The 24,628-nt window shown below is 56.6% G+C and carries 18 protein-coding genes; 11 read left to right on the top strand and 7 right to left on the bottom strand.

Annotation, left to right across the window (positions count from 1 at the left end; genetic code table 11):
- Positions 1–23 precede the first annotated feature (23 nt).
- The 4 genes from H7R76_RS01970 (at position 24) to feoC (ending at position 5,634) form a co-directional block, all read left to right on the top strand.
- Positions 24–2,354, top strand: coding sequence for a Tex family protein (locus tag H7R76_RS01970; RefSeq protein WP_182966858.1), 2,331 nt, complete (start codon positions 24–26; stop codon positions 2,352–2,354).
- 459 nt (positions 2,355–2,813) lie between these two features.
- Positions 2,814–3,038, top strand: coding sequence for a ferrous iron transporter A (gene feoA, locus H7R76_RS01965; RefSeq protein ID WP_106925193.1), 225 nt, complete (start codon positions 2,814–2,816; stop codon positions 3,036–3,038).
- Positions 3,039–3,069: 31 nt separating this feature from the next.
- Positions 3,070–5,388 (top strand): Fe(2+) transporter permease subunit FeoB, encoded by a 2,319-nt coding sequence (gene feoB, locus H7R76_RS01960; protein ID WP_182966856.1) that lies wholly within the window; start codon positions 3,070–3,072, stop codon positions 5,386–5,388.
- A 9-nt stretch (positions 5,389–5,397) separates the two neighbouring features.
- Positions 5,398–5,634 carry a [Fe-S]-dependent transcriptional repressor FeoC gene (gene feoC / locus H7R76_RS01955; protein WP_106925120.1) on the top strand — a complete coding sequence of 79 codons (237 nt, stop codon included), beginning with the start codon at positions 5,398–5,400 and terminating at the stop codon, positions 5,632–5,634.
- A 49-nt stretch (positions 5,635–5,683) separates the two neighbouring features.
- Here feoC and H7R76_RS01950 read toward each other — a convergent pair whose 3' ends face one another.
- Positions 5,684–5,953, bottom strand: coding sequence for a YdgH/BhsA/McbA-like domain containing protein (locus H7R76_RS01950; RefSeq protein WP_106925119.1), 270 nt, complete (start codon positions 5,951–5,953; stop codon positions 5,684–5,686).
- 113 nt (positions 5,954–6,066) lie between these two features.
- The gene (bioH, locus tag H7R76_RS01945) at positions 6,067–6,843 is read right to left on the bottom strand and encodes a pimeloyl-ACP methyl ester esterase BioH (RefSeq protein WP_182966854.1); all 777 of its coding nucleotides are present in this window, start codon (positions 6,841–6,843) and stop codon (positions 6,067–6,069) included.
- Positions 6,844–6,881: 38 nt separating this feature from the next.
- Here bioH and gntX point away from each other — a divergent pair, with 38 nt between their 5' ends.
- The 3 genes from gntX (at position 6,882) to gntT (ending at position 9,973) form a co-directional block, all read left to right on the top strand.
- Entirely contained in the window at positions 6,882–7,556 is a 675-nt protein-coding gene (gntX, locus tag H7R76_RS01940) for a DNA utilization protein GntX (RefSeq protein WP_182966852.1), read from the top strand.
- 58 nt (positions 7,557–7,614) lie between these two features.
- On the top strand, positions 7,615–8,190 hold the full coding sequence (gene nfuA / locus H7R76_RS01935) for a Fe-S biogenesis protein NfuA (RefSeq protein WP_106925116.1): 576 nt from the start codon (positions 7,615–7,617) through the stop codon (positions 8,188–8,190).
- 466 nt (positions 8,191–8,656) lie between these two features.
- Positions 8,657–9,973 (top strand): gluconate transporter, encoded by a 1,317-nt coding sequence (gntT, locus tag H7R76_RS01930; RefSeq protein ID WP_106925114.1) that lies wholly within the window; start codon positions 8,657–8,659, stop codon positions 9,971–9,973.
- Between the two features lie 136 nt (positions 9,974–10,109).
- On the opposite strand, the gene malQ is transcribed toward gntT, so the two are convergent.
- Both malQ and malP read right to left on the bottom strand, forming a co-directional pair.
- Positions 10,110–12,191 carry a 4-alpha-glucanotransferase gene (gene malQ, locus H7R76_RS01925; protein WP_182966850.1) on the bottom strand — a complete coding sequence of 694 codons (2,082 nt, stop codon included), beginning with the start codon at positions 12,189–12,191 and terminating at the stop codon, positions 10,110–10,112.
- Positions 12,192–12,201: 10 nt separating this feature from the next.
- Complete coding sequence (gene malP / locus H7R76_RS01920; protein ID WP_182966848.1) at positions 12,202–14,592, bottom strand: maltodextrin phosphorylase; 2,391 nt, start codon at positions 14,590–14,592, stop codon at positions 12,202–12,204.
- Positions 14,593–15,090: 498 nt separating this feature from the next.
- Here malP and H7R76_RS01915 point away from each other — a divergent pair, with 498 nt between their 5' ends.
- The 3 genes from H7R76_RS01915 to H7R76_RS01905 all read left to right on the top strand — a co-directional run bounded on the left by H7R76_RS01915 (position 15,091) and on the right by H7R76_RS01905 (position 20,736).
- Positions 15,091–16,071 carry an IS5-like element ISKpn26 family transposase gene (locus H7R76_RS01915; protein WP_182930037.1) on the top strand — a complete coding sequence of 327 codons (981 nt, stop codon included), beginning with the start codon at positions 15,091–15,093 and terminating at the stop codon, positions 16,069–16,071.
- A gap of 343 nt (positions 16,072–16,414) precedes the next feature.
- Positions 16,415–19,120 carry an HTH-type transcriptional regulator MalT gene (malT, locus tag H7R76_RS01910; protein WP_182966846.1) on the top strand — a complete coding sequence of 902 codons (2,706 nt, stop codon included), beginning with the start codon at positions 16,415–16,417 and terminating at the stop codon, positions 19,118–19,120.
- A 248-nt stretch (positions 19,121–19,368) separates the two neighbouring features.
- A complete protein-coding gene (locus tag H7R76_RS01905) occupies positions 19,369–20,736 on the top strand; it encodes a glycoside-pentoside-hexuronide (GPH):cation symporter (protein WP_106925192.1) in 1,368 nt (455 codons plus the stop codon).
- 96 nt (positions 20,737–20,832) lie between these two features.
- Here the strand turns inward: H7R76_RS01905 and H7R76_RS01900 are convergent, their stop codons facing one another.
- From H7R76_RS01900 to glpE, 3 genes are all read right to left on the bottom strand, one after another.
- The gene (locus H7R76_RS01900) at positions 20,833–21,591 is read right to left on the bottom strand and encodes a DeoR/GlpR family transcriptional regulator (protein ID WP_106925109.1); all 759 of its coding nucleotides are present in this window, start codon (positions 21,589–21,591) and stop codon (positions 20,833–20,835) included.
- Positions 21,592–21,609: 18 nt separating this feature from the next.
- Positions 21,610–22,440 (bottom strand): rhomboid family intramembrane serine protease GlpG, encoded by an 831-nt coding sequence (gene glpG / locus H7R76_RS01895; RefSeq protein WP_106925191.1) that lies wholly within the window; start codon positions 22,438–22,440, stop codon positions 21,610–21,612.
- Positions 22,441–22,561: 121 nt separating this feature from the next.
- Positions 22,562–22,891, bottom strand: a complete 330-nt coding sequence (gene glpE, locus H7R76_RS01890; protein ID WP_106925108.1) for a thiosulfate sulfurtransferase GlpE — start codon at positions 22,889–22,891, stop codon at positions 22,562–22,564.
- A gap of 202 nt (positions 22,892–23,093) precedes the next feature.
- On the opposite strand from glpE, the gene glpD reads away from it, so the two are divergent.
- On the top strand, positions 23,094–24,602 hold the full coding sequence (gene glpD, locus H7R76_RS01885; RefSeq protein ID WP_182929894.1) for a glycerol-3-phosphate dehydrogenase: 1,509 nt from the start codon (positions 23,094–23,096) through the stop codon (positions 24,600–24,602).
- Positions 24,603–24,628: the final 26 nt, after the last annotated feature.

The following is a 24,628-nucleotide window of genomic DNA, read 5'->3' as shown; positions in this document are numbered from 1 at the left end:
TGACCTAACAGTGAAACCAAGCCATGATGAATGATTCGCTCTGCCGCATTATTGCGGGTGAACTTCAGGCCAGAGCCGAACAGGTGGTTGCCGCCGTTCGCCTGCTTGATGAAGGGAACACCGTGCCGTTTATTGCACGTTATCGTAAGGAAGTCACCGGCGGTCTGGATGATACGCAGCTGCGTAATCTGGAAACCCGACTGGGGTATTTGCGCGAGCTGGAAGACCGCCGTCAGGCCATTCTGAAATCCATCGGCGAACAGGGCAAACTCACCGAGTCGCTGGAAAAAGCGATCAACGGCACGCTCAACAAGACCGAGCTGGAAGACCTCTACTTACCGTACAAACAAAAGCGCCGCACCCGTGGGCAGATTGCCATTGAAGCGGGCCTTGAGCCGCTGGCGGACCTGCTGTGGAGCGAGCCGTCCCACGACCCGGAAACCGAAGCAGCCAAATTTATCGATGCCGATAAGGGCGTTGCGGACACCAAAGCGGCCCTTGATGGCGCACGCTATATCCTGATGGAGCGCTTCGCCGAAGACGCAGGCCTGCTGGCCAAAGTGCGTGACTACCTATGGAAGAACGCCCATCTGGTTGCCAAAGTCGTCAGCGGCAAGGAAGAGGAAGGCGCGAAATTTCGCGATTATTTCGACCATCACGAACCCATTTCCACCACCCCTTCTCACCGTGCACTGGCCATGTTCCGCGGGCGTAACGAAGGCGTGCTGCAGCTTTCGCTCAACGCAGACCCACAGTTTGATGAGCCGCCGAAAGAGAGCTACTGCGAACAAATTATTATCGATCACCTCGGTCTGCGCCTGAACAACGCTCCGGCGGACAGCTGGCGCAAGGGCGTGGTGAGCTGGACCTGGCGCATCAAAGTGCTGATGCACCTCGAAACCGAGCTGATGAGCACTGTGCGCGAGCGCGCCGAAGACGAAGCCATTAACGTTTTCGCCCGTAACCTGCACGATCTGCTGATGGCCGCTCCGGCGGGGCTGCGCGCCACCATGGGCCTCGATCCCGGGCTGCGTACCGGCGTGAAGGTAGCGGTGGTTGACGGCACCGGCAAACTGGTCGCCACCGACACCATCTACCCGCACACCGGCCAGGCGGCGAAAGCGGCCGTTGCCGTTGCGGCGCTGTGTGAAAAACACAACGTTGAACTGGCAGCTATCGGCAACGGTACTGCCTCACGAGAAACCGAGCGCTTCTTCCTTGATGTGCAGAAACAGTTCCCGCAAGTCACCGCTCAGAAAGTGATCGTCAGCGAAGCGGGCGCGTCCGTCTACTCCGCCTCCGAGCTGGCGGCGCAGGAGTTCCCGGATCTCGACGTTTCCCTGCGCGGCGCGGTCTCTATCGCCCGTCGTTTACAGGACCCGCTGGCCGAGCTGGTGAAAATCGACCCGAAATCGATCGGCGTCGGCCAGTACCAGCACGACGTCAGCCAAACGCAGCTGGCGCGTAAGCTGGATGCGGTGGTAGAAGACTGTGTGAACGCCGTCGGCGTTGACCTGAACACCGCGTCCGTGCCGCTGCTGACCCGCGTAGCGGGCCTGACGCGCATGATGGCGCAGAACATCGTCGCCTGGCGTGACGAAAACGGTCAGTTCCAGAACCGCCAGCAGCTGCTGAAGGTAAGCCGTCTGGGGCCAAAAGCGTTCGAACAGTGCGCGGGCTTCCTGCGCATCAACCACGGTGATAACCCGCTGGACGCCTCTACCGTTCACCCGGAAGCGTATCCGGTGGTTGAGCGTATTCTGGCGGCAACCCAGCAGGCGCTGAAGGATCTGATGGGCAACAGCAGCGAGCTGCGCGGCCTGAAGGCCTCAGAGTTTACCGACGAGCGTTTCGGCGTACCGACCGTCACCGACATCATCAAAGAGCTGGAAAAACCGGGCCGCGACCCGCGTCCGGAGTTCAAGACCGCGAAGTTCGCCGATGGTGTCGAAACCATGAACGACCTGCTGCCGGGTATGATCCTCGAAGGCGCCGTGACCAACGTCACCAACTTTGGTGCGTTTGTTGATATCGGTGTACACCAGGACGGCCTGGTGCATATCTCTTCGCTGGCGGATAAGTTTGTCGAAGATCCGCACACCGTTGTGAAAGCGGGCGACATCGTGAAGGTGAAGGTGCTGGAAGTCGATCTGCAGCGTAAGCGTATCGCCCTGACCATGCGTCTGGACGAGCAGCCGGGTGAAACCAACGCCCGTCGCGGCGGTAACGAACGCCCTCAGGGTAACGCGCGCCCGGCGGCAAAAGCCGCGAAGCCGCGCGGTCGTGACGCTCAGCCAGCCGGTAACAGCGCCATGATGGACGCCTTAGCCGCAGCCATGGGTAAAAAACGCTAACCGATAAACGCCTTATCCGTTTGTAGGCCGGATAAGGCGTGTACGCCGCCATCTGGCAACGTGCTCGCATTGTGCCTGATGGCGCTACGCTTATCAGGCCTACCTTTCCTTCCTCGATATATGACGAGCCTTAGCCATTATTACTTTCATATCGGTTTTTAATAATAAGCCTCATCATGTTTTATTTTCTTAACTAATGAAACCTTAATTAAACATTAAGAACAGAAAATAATATTTAATACATTTGTCGCTACAATGCATTGCTTGAGTCATATCAAAAAAAGTGCAAATAATGCGCGAAATTATCGCCAATCGCATATTATGTATTGATGATAAAAACCATTCTCATTATCATCATTTACAGTACTTTTAGACCTTAATTCGTTGACGATGCCCTTGCAGCCAGCAGACCGCATGCGGCACCCCCTCGTCCAGCTAGCGATACTACAAGTAGGTTCTATGCAATTTACACCGGATACTGCGTGGAAGATTGTTGGTTTTTCCCGCGAAATTAGCCCCGCTTATCGTCAGAAACTGCTCTCCCTGGGCATGTTGCCAGGCTCATCATTTAATGTGGTTCGCGTTGCGCCGTTAGGTGACCCCATTCACATTGAAACGCGCCGCGTTAGCCTGGTACTGCGTAAAAAAGATCTCGCGTTAATAGAATTAGAGTCCGTCGCATAATAACTTCAGCCCGGCACTAAGAGTCTGAAAAATGAAAAAATTAACCATCGGTTTAATTGGTAATCCTAATTCCGGCAAGACAACATTATTCAATCAGTTAACCGGCGCACGTCAGCGCGTGGGCAACTGGGCAGGGGTCACGGTAGAACGTAAAGAAGGGGCCTTCGCCACCACCGATCATCAGGTCACGCTGGTTGACCTGCCGGGCACCTACTCGCTAACCACCATCTCTTCGCAAACCTCACTGGATGAACAGATTGCCTGCCACTATATTCTCAGCGGCGATGCCGATCTGCTGATTAACGTGGTCGACGCCTCCAACCTGGAGCGTAATCTGTACCTGACCTTACAGCTGCTCGAATTGGGTATTCCGTGCGTGGTTGCGCTGAACATGCTCGATATCGCTGAGAAACAGCAGATTCGTATCGACGTTGATGCCCTTTCCGCCCGCCTCGGCTGCCCGGTGGTTCCGCTGGTATCTACCCGCGCCCGCGGCATTGAAGCGTTGAAAATGGCCATCGACCGTCACCAGGGCAATCAGCCGCTGGAGCTGGTGCATTACCCGCAGCCGCTGCTGCGTGAGGCCAGCAATCTGGCGAAAGAAATGGCGCAGGATATTCCTGAACGCCAGCGCAACTGGCTGGGCATGCAGATGCTGGAGGGCGATATCTATAGCCGCGCCTACGCCGGTGACGCCGCGCATAAGCTGGACGTTTCGCTGGCCCACCTGAGCGAAGAGCTCGATGACCCGGCGTTGCACATCGCCGATGCGCGTTACCAGAGCATTGCCGCTATCTGCGATGCCGTCAGCAACACGCTGACCGCTGAGCCAAGCCGCTTCACCGCCGCGATGGATAGAATCGTCCTCAACCGCGTGCTGGGTCTGCCGATTTTCCTGTTTGTGATGTACCTGATGTTCTTGCTGGCGATTAACATCGGCGGCGCGTTGCAGCCCATCTTTGACGGCGGTTCCGTTGCTATCTTTATCCACGGTATTCAGTGGGTTGGGTACCAGCTGCACTTCCCGGACTGGCTGACCGTTTTCCTGGCTCAAGGGATTGGTGGCGGTATCAACACCGTGCTGCCGCTCGTGCCGCAAATCGGCATGATGTACCTGTTCCTCTCCTTCCTTGAAGATTCCGGCTACATGGCCCGTGCCGCATTCGTCATGGACCGCCTGATGCAGGCGCTGGGCCTGCCGGGTAAATCGTTCGTGCCGCTGATCGTCGGCTTCGGCTGTAACGTGCCATCGGTTATGGGCGCGCGGACCCTCGATGCCCCGCGTGAACGCCTGATGACCATCATGATGGCGCCGTTTATGTCCTGCGGCGCGCGTCTGGCTATCTTCGCCGTCTTCGCCGCCGCCTTCTTTGGCCAGGGCGGCGCGCTGGTGGTCTTCTCCCTGTACGTGCTCGGTATTGTTATCGCCATTCTGACCGGTCTGATGCTCAAATACACCATCATGCGCGGCGAAGCGTCTCCGTTCGTGATGGAACTGCCGGTGTACCACGTACCGCACATTAAGAGCCTGATTATCCAGACCTGGCAGCGCCTGAAAGGCTTCGTACTGCGTGCAGGTAAAGTTATCGTTATCGTCAGTATCTTCCTGAGCGCGCTGAACAGCTTCTCCTTCAGCGGTAAAATCGTCGACAACATCAACGATTCCGCACTGGCCTCCGTCAGCCGCGCGATCACCCCGGTGTTTAAACCGATTGGCGTGCATGATGATAACTGGCAGGCCACCGTGGGTCTGTTTACCGGTGCAATGGCGAAAGAAGTGGTGGTCGGTACGCTGAACACCCTCTACACCGCCGAAAACATTCAGAACGAAGAATTTAACCCACAGGAGTTCAGTCTGGGTGAAGAGCTGCTCGCCGCAGCAGATGAAACCTGGCAAGGACTGAAAGACACCTTTAGTCTGAGCGTACTGGCTAACCCAATCGAAGCCAGTAAAGGCGACGGCGTGATGGAAACCGGCGCGATGGGCGTGATGAGCAGTAAATTCGGCAGCGCGGCAGCAGCCTACAGCTACCTGATTTTCGTTCTGCTCTATGTTCCGTGCATCTCGGTGATGGGGGCGATTGCCCGTGAGTCGAGCCGCGGCTGGATGACCTTCTCCATTCTGTGGGGTCTGAACATCGCCTACTCACTGTCTACGCTGTACTACCAGGCGGTGAGCTTCAGCCAGCACCCACGCTACAGCCTGGTGTGCATCCTGGCGGTGATTCTGTTCAACGTGGTGGTGATTGGTCTGCTGCGCCGTGCCCGTAGCCGTGTGGACGTTTCCCTGCTGGCAACGCGTAAAACGCCGACCTCATGCTGCTCAAGCCCGACCGGCGATTGCCACTAAGGAGCGATGATGGCGTCATTGATTGAAGTACGCGATATGCTGGCGCTGCAAGGACGCATGGAGGCCACACAGCTCAGCGCCCAACTGCACACGCCGCAAGCGCTGATCGACGCCATGCTAAGCCGATTAGAAGCCATGGGTAAAGTGGTGAAAATCAACGAAGAGCCCGACGGTTGTCTGACCGGCAGCTGCAAAAGCTGCCCGGAAGGGAAAGCCTGCTTACGAGAGTGGTGGGCGCTTCGTTAGCACAGAACTCCGGCGCGACGCGTCGCGCCGGAGCGAAATGACCCCGAACTTATTTATACACGTCCGCATTCGCGTGAACGGTTTTCTCGTTTTTCTCTCCCGCAATCACCACGAAGTATTTCCCGCCCATTTCATCCGCTTTCTTCGACAGATCGCGTTTTGCGTCCATCGGCGAGGTGGTACGCGAGGTGGTGATATTGCCAACTTTGGTCAAATTCATCTTCGCGACATCATCCTTTTGAATCTCTTTTGCTGCAAACGCGCCAAAAGACAGGGAACCAATCACCAGAGATGCAACAATACCTGTAACAAGTTTCATCGTTCTACTCTCCTTAAGGTTGTTATTTGCGCTGCGCTCGTCGAGTGAAACTTTCACCTGCGCAACAGCTTAAGTATTGCTACGAAAATCTTTTTTACCACGTGGCGACATAATTAATTCTGCAATTGCGTTTTCAGCGCGAGCAGCGGCGCGCAGAACGCCTGCGGGTGCGAGATAAACGGCGCATGGGCTGCCTTATCAAACACCTGCGATTGGCTCTGCGGCCACAGGGCGTCCAGCTGCGGGATGATCCTGCGCGGCACCAGGCCGTCGAGCCGGCCGTACAGGCGCAGGAACGGCACGGTCAGCGCGGCCAGCGGCTCGCGCAGATCGGCGGTTTTGAGGATCTCAAGGCCGCCGTTGAGCACCTCTGATGACGGCATCGGCAGCGACAGCACCGTTTGCTTGAGCGCCCGCGCATCCTGACGTGCGCTTTCGGTGCCCAACGTTTGCAGCGCCAGGAAACGTTCCACGGTCCGCTGGAAATCTTCGCTCAACTGCTGCTGGAAGCCGCTCAGGACCTCCGGCTTGATGCCCGGCCAGTCGCCATGAGCGCTAAAGCACGGGGACGAGGCCACGGTGACCAGCGCCTGCACGCGCTGCGGATGGCGCAACGCCACCTGGCTTGCGACCAGCCCGCCCAGACTCCAGCCCAGCCAGATAGCGCGTTCTGGTGCGCTTTCCAGCACCTTTTCAGCCATATCCTCCAGGCTCAGCGCGCCGAATCCGCCGCTGCGTCCGTAGCCCGGTAGATCGACCCGGTGTAGCGTAAAGTGCGCGTTTAATTCCGGCGCAATGCAATCCCAGACCTGCGCATTCAGCCCCCATCCGTGCAGCAGCACAAGATGACAATTTCCTTCGCCCGTGGTTTGCCACCAGATGTCGTTCATCAGCTATCGTTCTCATTTCTTCGCCTTAAGGAGGGATTATGCTAACAGTCCACAGCGCGTGCTGGCTATGCCAAATGCCGCTGGCGCGGCCGGCATGGGGCATCTGCTCACGCTGCACCCGGGCGCTGTTTGCCCGTCAGGGGCGTTGCCCGCAGTGTGGTTTACCCTCGGCAACGGCGCATACGCCGTGCGGCCGTTGTGTACAAAAACCGCCGCCGTGGCAGCGTCTGGTGGCAATTAGCGATTACCACCCGCCGCTGAGCACGCTGATTCATCGTTTTAAATTCAGCGGCACGGCCGAGCTGGCGCCGGCCCTCGCGCGGCTACTGCTGCTTGCCGTACGCCAGCGCAGCGATTTGCCCGCCCCACAGCAGCTCATCAGCGTGCCGCTGTGGCAGCGCCGCCACTGGCGGCGAGGTTATAATCAAAGTGAACTACTGTGCCGCCCGCTGGCGCGCTGGCTGAGCCTCCGCTATCAGTCGCGGGCGATGACGCGCGTTCGCCCCACTGCCACGCAGCATCAGCTCAGCGCCAGGCTGCGTAAACACAACCTGAAGCACGCCTTCCAGCTTGAATTACCGGTGCAGGGTCGCCATATGGTTATTGTGGATGATGTCGTCACCACGGGCAGTACCGTTGCCGAGATTTCCCGCCTGCTTTTGCAAAACGGCGCGGCGAGCGTTCAGGTATGGTGTCTGTGCCGCACCTTGTAGACCCCCAGCGATGGGCGTATTATAACCAACTAAAGTAGTCAACTATTAGGTCAAAGCTATGATCCGTATTTCCGATACTGCGCAAGCGCACTTTGCCAAACTTCTGCAAAATCAGGAAGAAGGGACACAAATCCGCGTATTTGTGATTAACCCTGGTACGCCTAACGCAGAATGCGGCGTTTCTTACTGCCCGCCGGATGCGGTGGAAGCAAGTGATACAGCCCTGAAATTTGAACAGCTCACCGCCTATGTCGACGAGCTGAGCGCTCCGTATCTGGAAGATGCGGAAATTGATTTCGTTACCGATCAGTTGGGCTCCCAGCTGACGCTGAAAGCGCCAAACGCCAAAATGCGTAAAGTGTCCGACGACGCCCCGCTGATGGAGCGCGTGGAATACATGCTGCAGTCGCAGGTTAACCCGCAGCTGGCAGGCCATGGCGGCCGCGTGTCGCTGATGGAAATCACCGACGACGGTTACGCCATTCTGCAGTTTGGCGGCGGCTGTAACGGCTGCTCGATGATCGATGTCACGCTGAAAGACGGCATTGAGAAACAGCTGCTGGCCGAGTTCCCTGACCTGAAAGGCGTGCGCGATCTCACCGAGCACCAGCGCGGCGAGCACTCCTACTACTAAGCTATCGGCCAGACGCCGTCATGTGCCGGAGCGATATCACGTCGGCTCCGGATGGCGGTCAATGCGGCCTGGGTGAGGCGTTTTCGTCGCTCCCGGGCCTTTTTTTGCTAACGATAATCATTCTCCACTTCGGCATTTCTACCTGATTTTTAACGCCTTCCTCGATGTTACCGCGCAACATTCCGCGCAAATGCCACCTCGCAACGCTGCAAAAATCCCGTGAATAGTTTGACTAAGGTCGCATATTTCACATTTCCAGGCCTGGGGATATTCTCAACCCCACTATGTTACCCGTATCATCCATTCCAGCATCATCACGTTAAATAATAGCCAGCTATTCTTAAAGTCAGGCCCACAACATAACGATGATGTGAAGAAACGAGTACCTATTCCCTCTGTAGGGACAATTGGACGTTGTCGCAACAACAGTGAAGTTACCCATAACAAATTAAAGGCTGGATAAGTTATGCCATTAATCATCGTAGCTATCGGGGTTATCCTCTTATTACTGCTGATGATCCGTTTCAAAATGAACGGGTTCATCGCTCTGGTGCTGGTCGCGCTCGCGGTCGGTTTAATGCAGGGTATGCCGCTGGACAAAGTGATCGTCTCCATTAAAAATGGCGTCGGCGGCACCCTCGGCAGCCTGGCGCTGATTATGGGCTTCGGCGCTATGCTCGGCAAAATGCTCGCCGACTGCGGCGGCGCACAGCGTATTGCCACCACCCTTATTGATAAATTTGGTCGCAAGCACATCCAGTGGGCGGTCGTACTGACCGGCTTCACCGTGGGCTTCGCGCTGTTCTATGAAGTGGGCTTCGTGCTGCTGCTGCCGCTGGTGTTCACCATCGCCGCTAACGCGCGTATTCCGCTGCTGTACGTCGGTGTCCCGATGGCTGCCGCACTGTCCGTGACTCACGGCTTCCTGCCGCCGCACCCGGGTCCGACCGCTATCGCCACCATCTTCCATGCCGATATGGGTAAAACCCTGCTGTACGGTACCCTGCTGGCTATCCCAACGGTGATTCTGGCTGGCCCGGTTTACGCCCGCTGCCTGAAAAGCATCGACAAGCCGATTCCGGAAGGTCTGCACAACCCAAAAACCTTTACCGAAGAAGAGATGCCGTCCTTTGGCGTCAGCGTCTGGACATCCCTGGTTCCGGTTATTCTGATGGCCATGCGCGCCATTGCTGAAATGGTGCTGCCAAAAGGCCACGCCCTGTTGCCTGCCGCTGAGTTCTTCGGCGATCCGGTGATGGCGACGCTGATCGCGGTGCTGATTGCTATCTTCACCTTTGGCCTGAACCGTGGCCGCTCGATGGACAGCATCAACGATACGCTGATCTCCTCGATTAAAATCATTGCCATGATGTTGCTGATCATCGGCGGCGGCGGCGCCTTCAAGCAGGTGCTGGTCGACAGTGGCGTTGATAAATACATCGCCTCCATCATGAACGAATCCAACGTTTCACCGCTGTTTATGGCGTGGTCTATCGCCGCCGTACTGCGTATCGCACTGGGTTCTGCCACCGTTGCCGCAATTACCGCAGGCGGCATCGCGGCTCCGCTGATTGCCACCACCGGCGTAAGCCCGGAGCTGATGGTTATCGCGGTCGGTTCCGGTTCCGTTATCTTCTCGCACGTGAACGATCCGGGCTTCTGGCTGTTCAAAGAGTACTTTAACCTGACCATCGGCGAGACCATCAAGTCCTGGTCAATGCTGGAAACCATTATTTCGGTATGCGGTCTGGTAGGCTGCCTGCTGCTGGGGATGGTGGTGTAATACCACAAACTCTGGATACAACAATGCCGGGCTTGCCCGGCATTTTTATTGGTAGGCCTGATCAGCGTAGCGCCATCAGGCAACGACAGCACGCAGCATTGCCGGATGGCGGCGTTGCCTTATCCGGCCTACGTTACTACTTCTTGCTTGCCGCTTTCCGGCGCTTATCCAAATCTTTAATCAGCTTATTTACACCCTCATCGGCAAACATCGCTTCCAGCAAGGTTGAGAGCTTGCGACGCCAGTTCGGATACTCGGTGCTGGTGCCGGGAATGTTGACCGGCGCGGACATCTGCAGCCAGTCTTCCGGCTGCAGGCCCAACAGCGCGCTGTTGCTGTCGGCAATATAACGCTGCATGCCGCGGCTCAGGGTTGACGTCATCGACATCAGCGATGCCTTATGCCCTGTGCGCTTAGGCAGCGCACCGTATTTATGCAGCGCGTCCAGCAGCCCCTGCTTCGCCCGCTCACGGTCCTGATACAACCCGCGCAGCACGTCGGCATCCGGATAGAGACCCAGTTCATTACCGAGCGTCAGATCGCCGCTTTCCCAGTAGCCGCGCAGCGTTGGCAGGTCGTGGGTCGTGGCTACAGCCATTGACTGTTCCGGATAGGCTTTCGGCGCACGGAAGGTTTTCTCGCTGTCGTTCTCAAAATAGAGCACTTTGTACGAGTAGACGCCGCTCTTACGCAGTTTGCCAACAATTTCAACCGGCACCGTCCCCAGATCTTCACCAATCACCATACAGCGGTGACGCTTACTTTCCAGTGCCAGAATCGACAGCAACGCATCCACCGGATACTGCACATAAGCCCCGTGATCGGCGGTTTCACCGTACGGGATCCACCACAGGCGCAGCACGGACATCACGTGGTCGATACGCAGCGCGCCGCAGTTCTTCATGTTGGCACGCAGCAGCTCAATAAACGGTTCGTAGGCGCGCGCAGCAATGATATGCGGATCCATCGGCGGCAGGCCCCAGTTCTGCCCCAGCGGGCCAAGGATGTCCGGCGGCGCGCCGACGGAGGCCTTCAGGCAGTATAGCTCGCGATCGCACCAGGTTTCCGCGCCGCCTTCGGCCACGCCCACCGCCAGATCGCGGTAGAGGCCAATGGGCATCGCGTCGCGCTGGCTGGTCTCCCAGCACTCGGCAAACTGGGTGTAGGCCAGCCACTGCAGCCAGAGGTAAAAATCGACCTCATCGGCGTGCTTTTTACAGAACGCGTGGACCTCCGGGCTTTCGATATTCTGATACGCCTTCGGCCAGGCCGGCCAGCCCCAGCGCAGCTTATCTTCCTTCACCTGCTGAGCGTGCAGCGCGTCAAACGCCGCCTGCCAGTACAGGCTTTCGCCCTCTTTGTCGACAAAGTAGCGGAAGGCGGTCATCTGCTCATCACTACGCAGTGCAAAACGTTTCCACGCCATGCGCAGCGCGGTCATTTTCAGTTCGGTTACGGCGGTGTAATCCACCTGTTCAACGTCACGGGCGGCTTTCAGTTTCTGCTGAGTGGCGGGCAGCTTCCACCACGCCTGCGCCTCTTCGCTCAGGCGGAAATCCTCGACCGCATTCACGTCAATGTAGATAACGTTCATCCAGCGGCGCGATGACGGGCTGTACGGGCTGGCGCTTTCCGGGTTTGCCGGGTACAGCGCGTGAATCGGGTTGAGGCCGATAAACGCCCCGCCGCGCTTCGCCACTTCCGGCAGCATCGCCTTCAGGTCGCCGAAGTCGCCGATGCCCCAGTTCTTTTCCGAACGCAGGGTGTACAGCTGCACGCAGGCGCCCCACAGCTTTTTCGCTTCTTTCAGCGGCTGTGGTTCATAGCAGCGCTCGGGCGCAATAATCACCCGGCAGTGCCAGCGCTGGTCATCCTGGGTCAGCGTTAAGGAGTGATACCCCTCCGGCAGGCGCGTCGGCAGGCTAAGATTCTTGCCGCCCTCCGCCTTACCGTGGTGCTGATTGCCCTCTTCGGTGGTGAGGATCCAGTTGAATTCGCCGCTGCCGGAAACCGGCAGCGCCATTTTCTTACCGTGCGTCCAGACCATCACGTTCGGTATCGGCGTCGCCGCGACCGCATCGGTCGCGGGACGGTGCATCGCGTCAAGCAAGCGCCGTTTCGTGTCCGCGCCGATAGACTGCGGCTTGCCGTGCGCATTGATATAGTCAGGGCTAATACCCGCCGCCAGCGCGGCATTATCGAGGCGTTTGCTTTCCATAGGCCAGTCCTTAGCGTTTTGCCTGCCAGATACGTTTTTGGTAATCGCGAATCGAGCGATCGGAGCTAAACATGCCGCAGCGCGCGGTGTTCAGGATGGCGGCGCGGGTCCAGGCTTCCTGGTCGCGGTAGAGCACGTCAACCTGCTTCTGCGCTTCAACATAGGCGGCGAAGTCGGCCATCACCAGATACGGGTCACCGCCTTCCTTGCCGATGCTGTGCAGCATCTGGTCAAACGTATGCTTGTCGCCATCGCTGTACTTGCCGCTCTCCAGCTCTTTGAGCACTGCATCCAGCAGTTTGTCGGCTTTACGCCATTTCAGCGGATCGTAGCCTTTGGCCTTGAGCGCTTTCACCTGCTCGACGGTATGACCGAAGATGAAGATGTTCTCGTCGCCCACTTTCTCGGCGATTTCCACGTTTGCGCCGTCCAGGGTACCGACGGTCAGCGCGCCGTTGAGCGCCAGCTTCATGTTGCCGGTGCCGGAGGCTTCTTTACCGGCAGTAGAGATCTGCTCGGACACGTCCGCCGCCGGGATCAGCATCTCGGCCGCCGATACGCAGTAATCCGGCAGGAATACCACTTTGAGCTTGTCGCCCACTTTCGGATCGTTGTTTACGGCCTCAGCGACCTTGTTAATCGCCAGGATAATGTTCTTCGCCAGATAGTAGCCCGGCGCCGCCTTCGCCCCGAACAGGAACACGCGCGGTACGCGGTCGATCTGCGGGTTTTCGCGAATCTCTTTGTACAGCGCGAGGATGTGCAGCAGGTTCAGGTGCTGGCGTTTGTACTCGTGCAGACGTTTGATTTGAATATCAAAAATGGCGTTGCTGGAAATCTCAATGCCGGTACGCGCCTTAATAAACTTCACAAGACGCTCTTTGTTTGCCAGCTTGATGTCGCGATACTGCTGACGGAATTTCGCGTCGTCGGCGTATTTTTCGAGGTTGATCAGCTGATCGAGATCGTTCGCCCACTCTTTCTTCAGCGTTTTATCCAGCAGCGCGGCGAGCTGCGGGTTGCACTGTTTAATCCAGCGACGCGGCGTAATGCCGTTGGTCACGTTGTGGAAGCGGTTCGGCCACAGCTGATGGTATTCCGGGAACAGGTCCTTCACGACCAGGTCAGAGTGCAGCGCCGCGACGCCGTTAACCGCAAAGCCGCTCACGACGCACATGTTGGCCATACGCACCTGTTTATTGTGCACCACGGCAAGCTTCGCCCAGACGGCTTCATCGCCCGGCCAGGTTTTATCTACCAGCTTCTTAAAGCGGTCGTTGATCTCTTTGATAATCTGCATATGACGCGGCAGCAGCGCCTTCACCAGCTTCTCATCCCAGCACTCCAGCGCTTCCGGCATCAGGGTGTGGTTGGTGTAGGCGAACGTTTTGCTGGTAATCGCCCAGGCGTCATCCCAGCTCATCTGGTGCTCGTCAATCAGCACGCGCAGCAGTTCGGGAATAGCAATCGTCGGGTGGGTGTCGTTAAGCTGAATCACTTCAAAATCTGCCAGCTCGTGCAGCTTGCGGCCCGCCAGATGATGGCGACGCAGAATGTCGGCTACCGAGCAGGCGCACTGGAAGTACTGCTGCATCAGACGCAGTTTTTTACCCGCGGTGTGGTTGTCGTTCGGGTACAGCACCTTCGTCAGTTTTTCCGCATCAATGCCCTGCTGCTCAGCGCGCAGGAAATCGCCGTCATTGAATTTAGTCAGGTTAAACGGGTGCGCGTGTTTGGCCTGCCACAAACGCAGCGGCTGCGCTACGCCATTTCGGTAGCCCAGTACCGGCAGATCCCACGCTTCACCGGTGAGGGTGAACGCTGGCTGCCATTCGCCTTTGACAACTTTACCGCCAATCCCGACCTGCACGTCGAGCGCCGCGTTGTGGCGGAACCACGGATAGCTGCCGCGCTGCCAGTCGTCCGGCGCTTCCATCTGGTGGCCGTCATCGAAGGACTGGCGGAACAGACCGTACTGGTAGTTCAGACCATAACCGGTGGCCGATTGGCCTACGGTCGCCATTGAGTCAAGGAAGCAGGCAGCCAGACGTCCCAGGCCGCCGTTGCCGAGCGCCGGGTCCGTTTCTTCTTCCAGCAGGTCGGTCAGGTTGATGTTGTAGGCTTTCAGCGCCTCGCTCACGCCTTCATACCAGCCCAGGTTAAGCAGGTTGTTGCCGGTCAGGCGCCCAATCAGAAACTCCATCGAAATGTAGTTCACGTGGCGCTGATCCTTCGCGGGCTTCGCTGCCGGTTGCGCCGACAGCTGTTCTGCCAGCGCGCCGCTCACAGCCTGCCACCATTGATGAGACGTCATTTCGGAAGCGGCCTGCAGGCCAAAACGCTGCCACTGACGCGTCAGGGCAGCCTGGAATGAATCGTGATTGAAAGTAGGCTGTGACATAGCGAAATCGAATCCTTTTTACATAAACATTAGCGGTAGTGTGCCTGGCTGAATGCATGACTTCCTCCTCCTGTCCTGGATTAGGCGGGGAGGAGTCGCAGGGATGAGCGAAAAGTGTGATCGCCGCCACTATAACGTTAGCCGCTGACGGCGAATTCGCGCATTTTTCAACCAGCATGAGACGGTCCTTTTGCTGTCCACAGTCTCGAGGATGATGGCCGCCGATTCTCCGCGCCAGGTCAAAAAATGAAATCATGTTCCGCGATAAATATGTAAATAGGGAAACAATTACCCTTCGAAAATAAGCAACAAATTAATACGTATTGTTTCTATGGAAAATGACCATGCAAGAAATTTCTTAAATGCGATTAATGACGTAAAACTGCGTAAATTTATTTCGTTCGTAAGCGGATGCCCCTGCGAAACCTAGGGAAGGTGCGAACAAGTTCCTGATATGAGATCATCATGTTCATCCGGAGCGCATCCCAGAGGGACATCATGAGCCATCAACTCACCTTCGCCGATAGTGAATTCAGCACTAAGCGCCGTCAGACCCGAAAAGAGATTTTCCTCTCCCGCATGGAGCATATTCTGCCATGGCAGAATATGACCGCTGTCATCGAGCCGTTTTATCCCAAGGCGGGCAATGGCCGACGGCCCTATCCGCTGGAGACCATGCTGCGTATTCACTGCATGCAGCATTGGTACAACCTGAGCGACGGTGCCATGGAAGATGCCCTGTACGAAATCGCCTCCATGCGCCTGTTTGCCCGATTATCCCTGGATAGCGCCCTGCCGGATCGCACCACCATCATGAATTTCCGCCACCTGCTCGAGCAGCATCAACTGGCCCGTCAATTGTTCAAGACCATCAATCGCTGGCTGGCCGAAGCAGGCGTCATGATGACCCAAGGCACTTTGGTGGATGCCACCATCATTGAGGCACCCAGCTCTACCAAGAACAAAGAGCAGCAACGCGATCCGGAGATGCATCAGACCAAGAAAGGCAATCAGTGGCACTTTGGCATGAAGGCCCACATTGGTGTCGATGCCAAGAGTGGCCTGACCCACAGCCTAGTCACCACCGCGGCCAACGAGCATGACCTCAATCAGCTGAGTAATCTGCTTCATGGAGAGGAGCAATTTGTCTCAGCCGATGCCGGCTACCAAGGAGCGCCACAGCGCGAGGAGCTGGCCGAGGTGGATGTGGACTGGCTGATCGCCGAGCGTCCCGGCAAGGTAAAAACCTTGAAGCAGCATCCGCGCAAGAACAAAACGGCCATCAACATCGAATACATGAAAGCCAGCATCCGTGCCAAGGTGGAGCACCCGTTTCGCATCATCAAGCGGCAGTTCGGCTTCGTGAAAGCCAGATACAAGGGGCTGCTGAAAAATGATAACCAACTGGCGATGTTATTCACCCTGGCCAACCTGTTTCGGGTGGACCAAATGATACGTCAGTGGGAGAGATCTCACTAAAAACCGGAAATAACGCCAGAAATGGCGGAAAAAATAGCCTAAATAGGCTGATTCGATGTGTTTGCGGGAAAAAAATCGGCCCAGATCCGCGAAATTTTAATCAGCGAGTCAGCTTTGGAAGAAATGACCTGCTTATTCGCACCTTCCCTAGATTTTACGCACCCTACGGGGCCTAATACGTAGTGGGGAGGGAATATGAGAAATTGTGACATATAGCAAATTCGCAAGCATCAAAACAGGACATAACTTGCAATACATAGCTATTTGACCGACCTTTGTAAGGATTAATTACGAAGCGCAAAAAAAATCTCGTTTTCCAATCCTCACAGTGAAGTGATTAGCTATGTTGATTCCGTCAAAATTAAGTCGACCCGTCCGTCTCGAACACACCGTGGTTCGCGAGCGGCTGCTGGCGAAACTTTCAGGCGCGAACAATTATCGTCTGGCGCTGATAACCAGTCCGGCTGGCTATGGAAAGACAACGCTCGTGTCGCAATGGGCTGCAGGGATGAGTGACCTTGGCTGGTATTCGCTTGATGAAGGCGATAACCAGCAGGAACGCTTTGCCAGCTACCTGATCACCGCTATCCAGCAGGCGACGGGCGGCCATTGCGAGGCGAGCGAAAACATGGTGCAAAAGCGCCAGTATGCGAGCCTGAGCTCCCTTTTCTCGCAACTTTTCATTGAACTCAGCGAATGGCAGCGTCCGCTCTATCTGGTCATTGATGACTACCACCTGATTACCAACCCGGTGATCCACGATGCGATGCGCTTCTTCCTGCGCCATCAGCCGGAAAATCTGACGCTGGTGGTGCTATCGCGCAACCTGCCGCAGTTGGGCATCGCTAACCTGCGCGTGCGCGATCAGCTACTGGAAATTGGCAGCCAGCAGCTCTCCTTTACGCACGCCGAAACCAAACAATTCTTCGACTGCCGTCTGGCCGCGCCGATTGAAGCGGCAGAAAGCAGTCGCCTGTGCGATGACGTCGCCGGCTGGGCTACCGCGCTGCAGCTGATCGCGCTATCCGCGCGCCAGCGTAATAACGCGACCCAGCACTCTGCGCGCCGTCTGGCGGGCATTAACGCCAGCCATCTTTCCGATTATCTGGTTGATGAAGTGCTGGACAACGTCGACGCGCAAACGCGTAATTTCCTGCTGAAAAGTTCGCTGCTACGTTCCATGAACGACTCGCTCATCGCCCGCGTAACCGGCGAAGAGAACGGGCAAATGCGCCTGGAAGAGATCGAGCGTCAGGGGCTGTTTATTCAGCGCATGGACAACTCCGGCGAGTGGTTTAACTACCATCCGCTGTTCTGCAGTTTCCTGCGCCAGCGCTGCCAGTGGGAGCTGGCGACCGAACTGCCGGAAATCCACCGCGCGGCGGCGGAAAGCTGGATGGCGCAAGGTTTTCCGAGCGAAGCCATCCACCACGCGCTGGCGGCGGGCGATCCGAAAATGCTGCGCGATATTCTGCTTAACCACGCCTGGGGTCTGTTCCATCATAGCGAACTGGCGCTGCTCGAAGAGTCACTCTCCGCGCTACCGTGGGAAAGCCTGCTGGAAAATCCGCGCCTGGTCCTGCTGCAGGCCTGGCTGATGCAAAGCCAGCACCGTTACAGTGAAGTCAACACCCTGCTGGCTCGCGCCGAGCAGGAGATGACGTTTGAGATGGACACTTCGCTGCACGGTGATTTCAACGCGCTGCGGGCGCAGGTTGCCATCAACGACGGCGATCAGGATGAAGCCGAGCGCCTGTCCACCGTGGCGCTCGAAGAGCTGCCGCTGGCAAACTTCTACAGCCGCATCGTCGCCACCTCGGTGCACGGTGAGGTCCTGCACTGCAAAGGGCTGCTGAGCCAGTCGATTGCCGTCATGCAGCAGACTGAACAAATGGCGCGCCGCCACGATATCTGGCACTACGCCCTGTGGAGCCTTATCCAGCAGAGTGAAATTCTGTTTGCTCAGGGTTTCCTGCAGGCCGCCTGGGAGTGCCAGGAGAAAGGCTTCCAGCTGATTCACGAGCAACACCTTGAACAACTGCCGATGCATGAATTCCTGCTGCGCATTCGCGCACAGCTGCTGTGGGCGTGGGCGCGTCTCGACGAAGCGGAAACCGCCGCCCGCACCGGGATTGAAGTCCTGAGCGGCTTCCAGCCGCAACAGCAGCTGCAGTGCCTGACCTTACAGGTGCAGTGCTCGCTGGCGCGCGGCGATCTGGATAACGCCCGCAATCACCTGAACCGTCTGGAAAACCTGCTGGGCAACGGAGCCTATCACAGCGACTGGGTTTCTAACGCTGATAAGGTACGGGTGATTTACTGGCAGATGGTCGGCGACAAAAAAGCGGCGGCCAACTGGCTGCGCCACACGCCGAAGCCGGAGTTCGCCAATAACCACTTCCTGCAGGGACAGTGGCGCAACATCGCTCGCGCGCAGATTCTGCTGGGCGAGTTCAACTCGGCCGAAATGGTGCTCGAAGAGCTCAACGAGAACGCCCGAAGCCTGCGTCTGATGAGCGATCTCAACCGTAACCTGCTGCTGCTTAATCAGCTGCACTGGCAGGCAGGCAATAAGAACGAAGCTCAGCGCGTACTGCTGGAAGCGCTCCAGCTGGCGAACCGCACCGGGTTTATTAGCCACTTCGTGATTGAAGGTGAAGCCATGGCGCAGCAGCTGCGCCAGCTGATTCAATTGAATACGCTGCCGGAGCTGGACCAGCACCGCGCCCAGCGCATTCTGCGTGAAATTAACCAGCACCATCGTCATAAATTTGCCCACTTCGACGAGAGCTTCGTTGAACGCTTGCTCAACCACCCGGAAGTGCCGGAGCTCATCCGCACCAGCCCACTCACCCAGCGCGAGTGGCAGGTACTGGGGTTGATTTACTCGGGCTACAGCAACGAGCAAATTGCCGGCGAGCTGGACGTTGCGGCTACGACCATCAAAACCCATATTCGTAACCTTTATCAGAAGCTCGGCGTGGCACACCGTCAGGATGCGGTGCAGCACGCACAGCAGCTGCTGAAGATGATGGGGTATGGCGTGTAGTTTGTGCCGGACGGCGGCTGCGCCTTATCCGGCCTATACCAAGCGCGGGTTCGATATTAAACATCCCCTTTTGGCAGGCCGGATAAACGAAGCGCTATCCGGCGTTGCACGCGCCAGAGAGCAAAGAGATAGCCACGTCACATTAAAGAATTAACATAACCGCAAAGTGAAAAATTAGAATACTCAGGTTCATAGCCACCTTTTATAAAGGATGTCGTATGTTGGCACATATTATAAAAGGTGACCCTATGTCGGCATTAACCGCAAAAATCAGTAACAAGGAAAAGTTTGGATTTGGTCTGGGCGACGCCGCCAGCCATATCGTATTTGACTCCTCTGTCGCTATTCTCGCTTATTTCTATACCAATATTTATGGATTACCACCGGCAGTCATGGGGACATTATTTCTCGTCGTCAGGGTGCTGGATGCCATTACCGATCCAATAATGGGCGCTATTGCCGATCAAACCAAAAGTCGCTGGGGTCGCTTCCGCCCGTGGCTATTAATTATTTGTGTACCGTTTGCCGTAAGCTGCGTGCTGGTTTATTCCACGCCTAACTTTGAGCAAACGGGTAAAATTGTCTACGCCGTCGTGGCCTATATTTTTATGACCCTGATGTACACGGCGATTAATATTCCTTACTGCTCGCTTGGCGCGGCGATAACCGCCGATCCGAAAGAGAACCTGTCGCTGCAATCCTGGCGTTTTGCCGTCGCCCCTATTGGCGGCGCAATGGGTACCGCCCTGATTCTGCCGCTGGCAGACCTGCTTGCGCCGGGAGACCGGGCAAGCGGCATGCAGTGGGCGATGGGGATATTCGGCGCCATCGGCTGCGTGATGTTCCTGATCTGCTTTGCCACCACCAAAGAGCGTATTACGCCGGTGAAAGAAGAGAACCTGAACATTTTGCGCGACGTGCGTATTCTGATGAAAAACGACCAGTGGTGCGTACTGTCGATATATAACCTGGCGATGCTATGCGGCGTGGTGGTTCGCGGCGGCCTGCTGGTGTATTTCGTACAGTATATTCTGCAACAGGGCAGCAGCGTTATTTCTCTGTTTATGCTGGCGACGACCGTTGCTGCCGTGATCGGCAGCCTGGCGGCAAAACATGTGGGCTCATGGTTCTGTAAAATTCGCGCCTCGGTGTGGGTGAATATTCTCAGTGCACTATTCGGATTGCTGTTCCTGGTGCTGCCAACTGATTATTGGATGCCCGCGTTTATCGTCCACGTGATACTGAATATTTTGCAGGGGATTAACGCCCCGCTGCAGTGGTCGATGATTACCGACGCCAATAACTACGGCGAGTGGAAAACCCAGCGCCGTATTACCGGCATGAACGTCGCGGCAAACATCTTTATTATCAAACTCGGCGTTGCAATCGGCGGCGCGCTGACCGGTTGGGGGCTGGCATTTTACGGTTATCAGGCGGGGGTTGAGCAGCAGTCCGCAGAAGCCATTCGCGGCGTGCTCATACTGTTTACGGTGCTGCCGGCCATCTTCTATCTGATTACGGCCATTTCTATCCGCTACTATCGGCTGACCGAAGACCGCATGAACGTCATCGTCTCCGATCTGAGTCAGGGTAAATTCCAGCAGCAGATGTCATAACCCCCGGAACAGCAGTATTCGCGCGGAATGCCCCTCTCCCTTTTGAAGGCTGAGGGGCATTGCTTTTTCCCGCCAGTAAAATTGGCCGGCTCCCCCTTAACAGAGTTCCAGCTGCACTTCATTTTCGGCAATCACCTGCATCACGCCCGGCGGCGGCAGAACGTCGGTAAACACCGCATCTACCATGCTGATGCTGCCCATATTGACCATGGCGTTCCGGCCAAACTTCGAATGGTCGACGACCAGAATCACGTGACGAGAGTTATCGATAATCGCGCGCTTGGTGCGCACCTCATGGTAGTCAAACTCCAGCAGCGAGCCGTCGCTGTCGATGCCGCTGATGCCCAGAATGCCGAAATCGAGGCGGAACTGAGAAATGAAGTCCAGCGTGGCCTCACCAATGATGCCGCCATCGCGGCTTCGCAGCTCACCACCGGCGAGAATAATGCGAAAATCTTCTTTCACCATCAGCGTGTTGGCCACGTTGAGGTTATTGGTCACGATGCGCAGGTCGCTGTGATTGAGCAGCGCGTGAGCCACCGCCTCCGGCGTAGTGCCAATATCGATAAACAGCGCTGAGCCGTTGGGAATCTGGCTGGCGACCTTTTGGGCGATGCGCTCTTTTTCCGCCGTCTGCGTCGCCTTACGGTCGTGCCAGGAGGCGTTTACCGAGCTCGACGGCAGCGCCGCGCCACCGTGATGGCGCAGGATCTTTTTCTGCTCCGCAAGGTCATTCAAATCACGACGAATGGTCTGCGGGCTAACGGAAAAGTGTTCCACCAGCTCTTCGGTACTGACATAGCCCTGAAGTTTTACCAGCTCGATTATCGCGTCATGACGTTGTGTTTGTTTCATGATGAATCCCTGGAAAAATTATGCTCGCTTTCGCACATTTAGCGTATCGACGAAGGCCATAGCCAGACCAATCACCAAACCGGTGACGTGAGCGCCGTTCGCAATCGACATTCCAAAAACGTTGAACCACCCGGCAACAAGCCAGATCAGAGAAAATATAATCAGCCCACGCGGCAGATAAATGCCGCTCTGCGGATCGCGTTCGCCGCGCAGCCAGGCATAGCCCATTAGGGCGTAAACCACGCCGGAGAGGCCGCCGAACCACGGACCGCTAAACTGGTGCTGAATAAAGCCGCTGAGCAGCGCGCTGATGATGGTAATCACCACCAGTTTACCGCTACCGATGCGTTTCTCGATTGCCCCGCCCAGGTACCACCACCATAGCAGGTTAAAGAGGATATGGACGAATGAGAAATGCATGAAAGCATGAGTAAAATAGCGCCAGGCCTCAAATTTCAGCGAATCATCGTACGGCCAGGCAAGCCAGATCATCACTGGCTGATCGCCCACGATGTTCATCAGAATAAAGACCAGCACGCAGACTGCCATGATAACCATCGTCACCGGCCCTGCGCCCGCTTTTAGCGTGGCGAGAAACGGGAAATGACGGTAGTGCAAACCGCTGTTGGTCTGCCCGGATTGCCAGCTCGCCGCCAGATAACGCGGGTCGGCAGGATTGGCGAGAAAGCGTTCCAGCTCGCTACGGACGCGCGCTTCCTGCGCTTCATCAGAAAGCCAGACATCGCTGCGCGTATGCTGCTGGATAGTCAGAATAACGCCCTGCGTCGCCATGTAGTCAACAAAGGCCTGGGCCACGCGCGGGTTAGTAAAAGAGGTGATCATCAACATCAGCAGGTCGCTTCTATTCCACACAAAAGGGGACAGTATATACCCAAACCCTGACAGATGCGTTGCAGCGCGCATTGCCGCCTGACGACAGGCGGCATCGGGAACGGGTGCTGGCGCTGTCTTAGAAAGCGGCGTGTTCCACTTCTGCCGGGAAATGGCGGTGCCAGGCATCAAAGCCGCCGTCCACGCTGTAAACCTGGTCATAGCCCTGCTGGAGCAGGTACTGCGCGGCACCTTTACTGCTGTTACCGTGATAGCACATCACCATAACTGGCGTTTCAAAATCGTTATCGCGCATAAACGCGCCCAGCGTGTCGTTCGTCAGATGAAACGCGCCCGGGGTGTGGCCCATCGCGAAGCTTTGCGGATCGCGAATATCCACCAGCACAGCGGCACTCTGCTGCAGCTTTTGGTGTGCCTGTTCTACGTTAATGCATTCAAACTGTTCCATGGTGCTCTCTTATCTTTATGGCAGGTATTGTGGCTCACGACATTTTACCGCCAAGTGTACGTCCTCAGGCCACGTAAACGCCAATATGTTATGCACATCACTCTAAAATGTTTTTTCTATGTTACCAAAAGCGCGTTTACTTGCTATTATGAGCGATATCGAACATTAATGAGCTATAACGAAAGTCCCTGAGGTAGCAATAATGGAAACCAAAGATCTGATTGTGATAGGTGGCGGCATTAACGGTGCAGGCATTGCGGCTGACGCAGCAGGGCGCGGGCTATCCGTGCTGATGCTGGAAGCCAGGGACCTGGCCTGCGCCACGTCCAGCGCCAGCTCGAAACTGATCCACGGCGGTCTGCGCTACCTTGAACATTACGAATTCCGCCTGGTCAGCGAAGCGCTGGCCGAACGCGAAGTACTGCTGAAAATGGCCCCCCATATCGCCATCCCGATGCGCTTCAGGCTGCCGCACCGCCCGCATTTGCGCCCGGCGTGGATGATTCGTACTGGCCTGTTTATGTACGATCACCTCGGTAAACGCACCAGCCTTCCCGCCTCTACCGGCTTGCGTTTTGGCGCAGAATCAGTCCTGAAGCCGGAAATTGTGCGCGGTTTCGAATATTCAGACTGCTGGGTCGACGACGCGCGGCTGGTGCTGGCTAACGCGCAGATGGTGGTGCAGAAAGGCGGTGAAGTCCGGACCCGCACTCGTGCTATCTCGGCAAAACGTGAAAATGGCCTTTGGGTTGTGGAAGCGGAAGATATCGACAGCGGTGAAAAATTCCGCTGGCAGGCGCGCGGTCTGGTCAACGCTACCGGCCCGTGGGTAAAACAGTTCTTCGACGACGGCATGCATCTGCCTTCGCCGTATGGCATTCGCCTGATCAAAGGCAGCCATATTGTCGTGCCACGCGTGCATACACAAAAGCAGGCCTACATTCTGCAAAACGAAGATAAGCGCATCGTGTTCGTGATCCCGTGGATGGATGAATTCTCAATCATCGGTACCACCGACGTGGAATACCACGGCGACCCGAAAAACGTTGAGATCGACGAAAGCGAGATTAACTATCTGCTGAAGGTGTACAACGGTCACTTTAAAAAGCAGCTGGCCCGCGAAGACATCGTCTGGACATACTCCGGCGTACGCCCGCTGTGCGACGACGAGTCTGATTCACCGCAGGCGATTACCCGCGACTACACGCTGGATATCCACGACGACCACGGTAAAGCCCCCCTGCTTTCCGTCTTTGGCGGTAAGCTCACCACCTACCGCAAGCTGGCGGAGCACGCACTGGAAAAACTGTCCCCATACTATCAGGGCATCGGCCCGGCGTGGACCAAAGGCGCGGTGCTGCCGGGTGGCGAGATCGGCGGCGATCGCGATGACTACGCAGCGAAACTGCGCCGCCGCTATCCGTTTATCAGCGAATCGCTGGCCCGCCACTACGCCCGAACCTACGGCAGCAATAGCGAGCTGATTATTGGCGATGCTCGCGACGTTACCGGGCTGGGCGACGATTTCGGCCATGAGTTTTACGAAGCCGAGCTGCGGTATCTGGTCGAACATGAGTGGGTACGCAGGCTCGATGACGCCATCTGGCGCCGTACCAAACAGGGGATGTGGCTGAATGCGGAGCAGCAGTCGCGGATAAGTGAATGGCTGGTGAAAACGCTGGGAAAGCCTGAGCTGGCGCAGGCGTCGTAATACGATCGCGCCGCGTCATGCCTGAT

It is taken from the genome of Klebsiella sp. WP8-S18-ESBL-06, assembly GCF_014169755.1.
In the GTDB taxonomy this organism is placed as follows: Bacteria; Pseudomonadota; Gammaproteobacteria; order Enterobacterales; family Enterobacteriaceae; genus Kluyvera; species Kluyvera ascorbata_B.
This window is presented reverse-complemented; position numbering and strand designations above follow the sequence as displayed.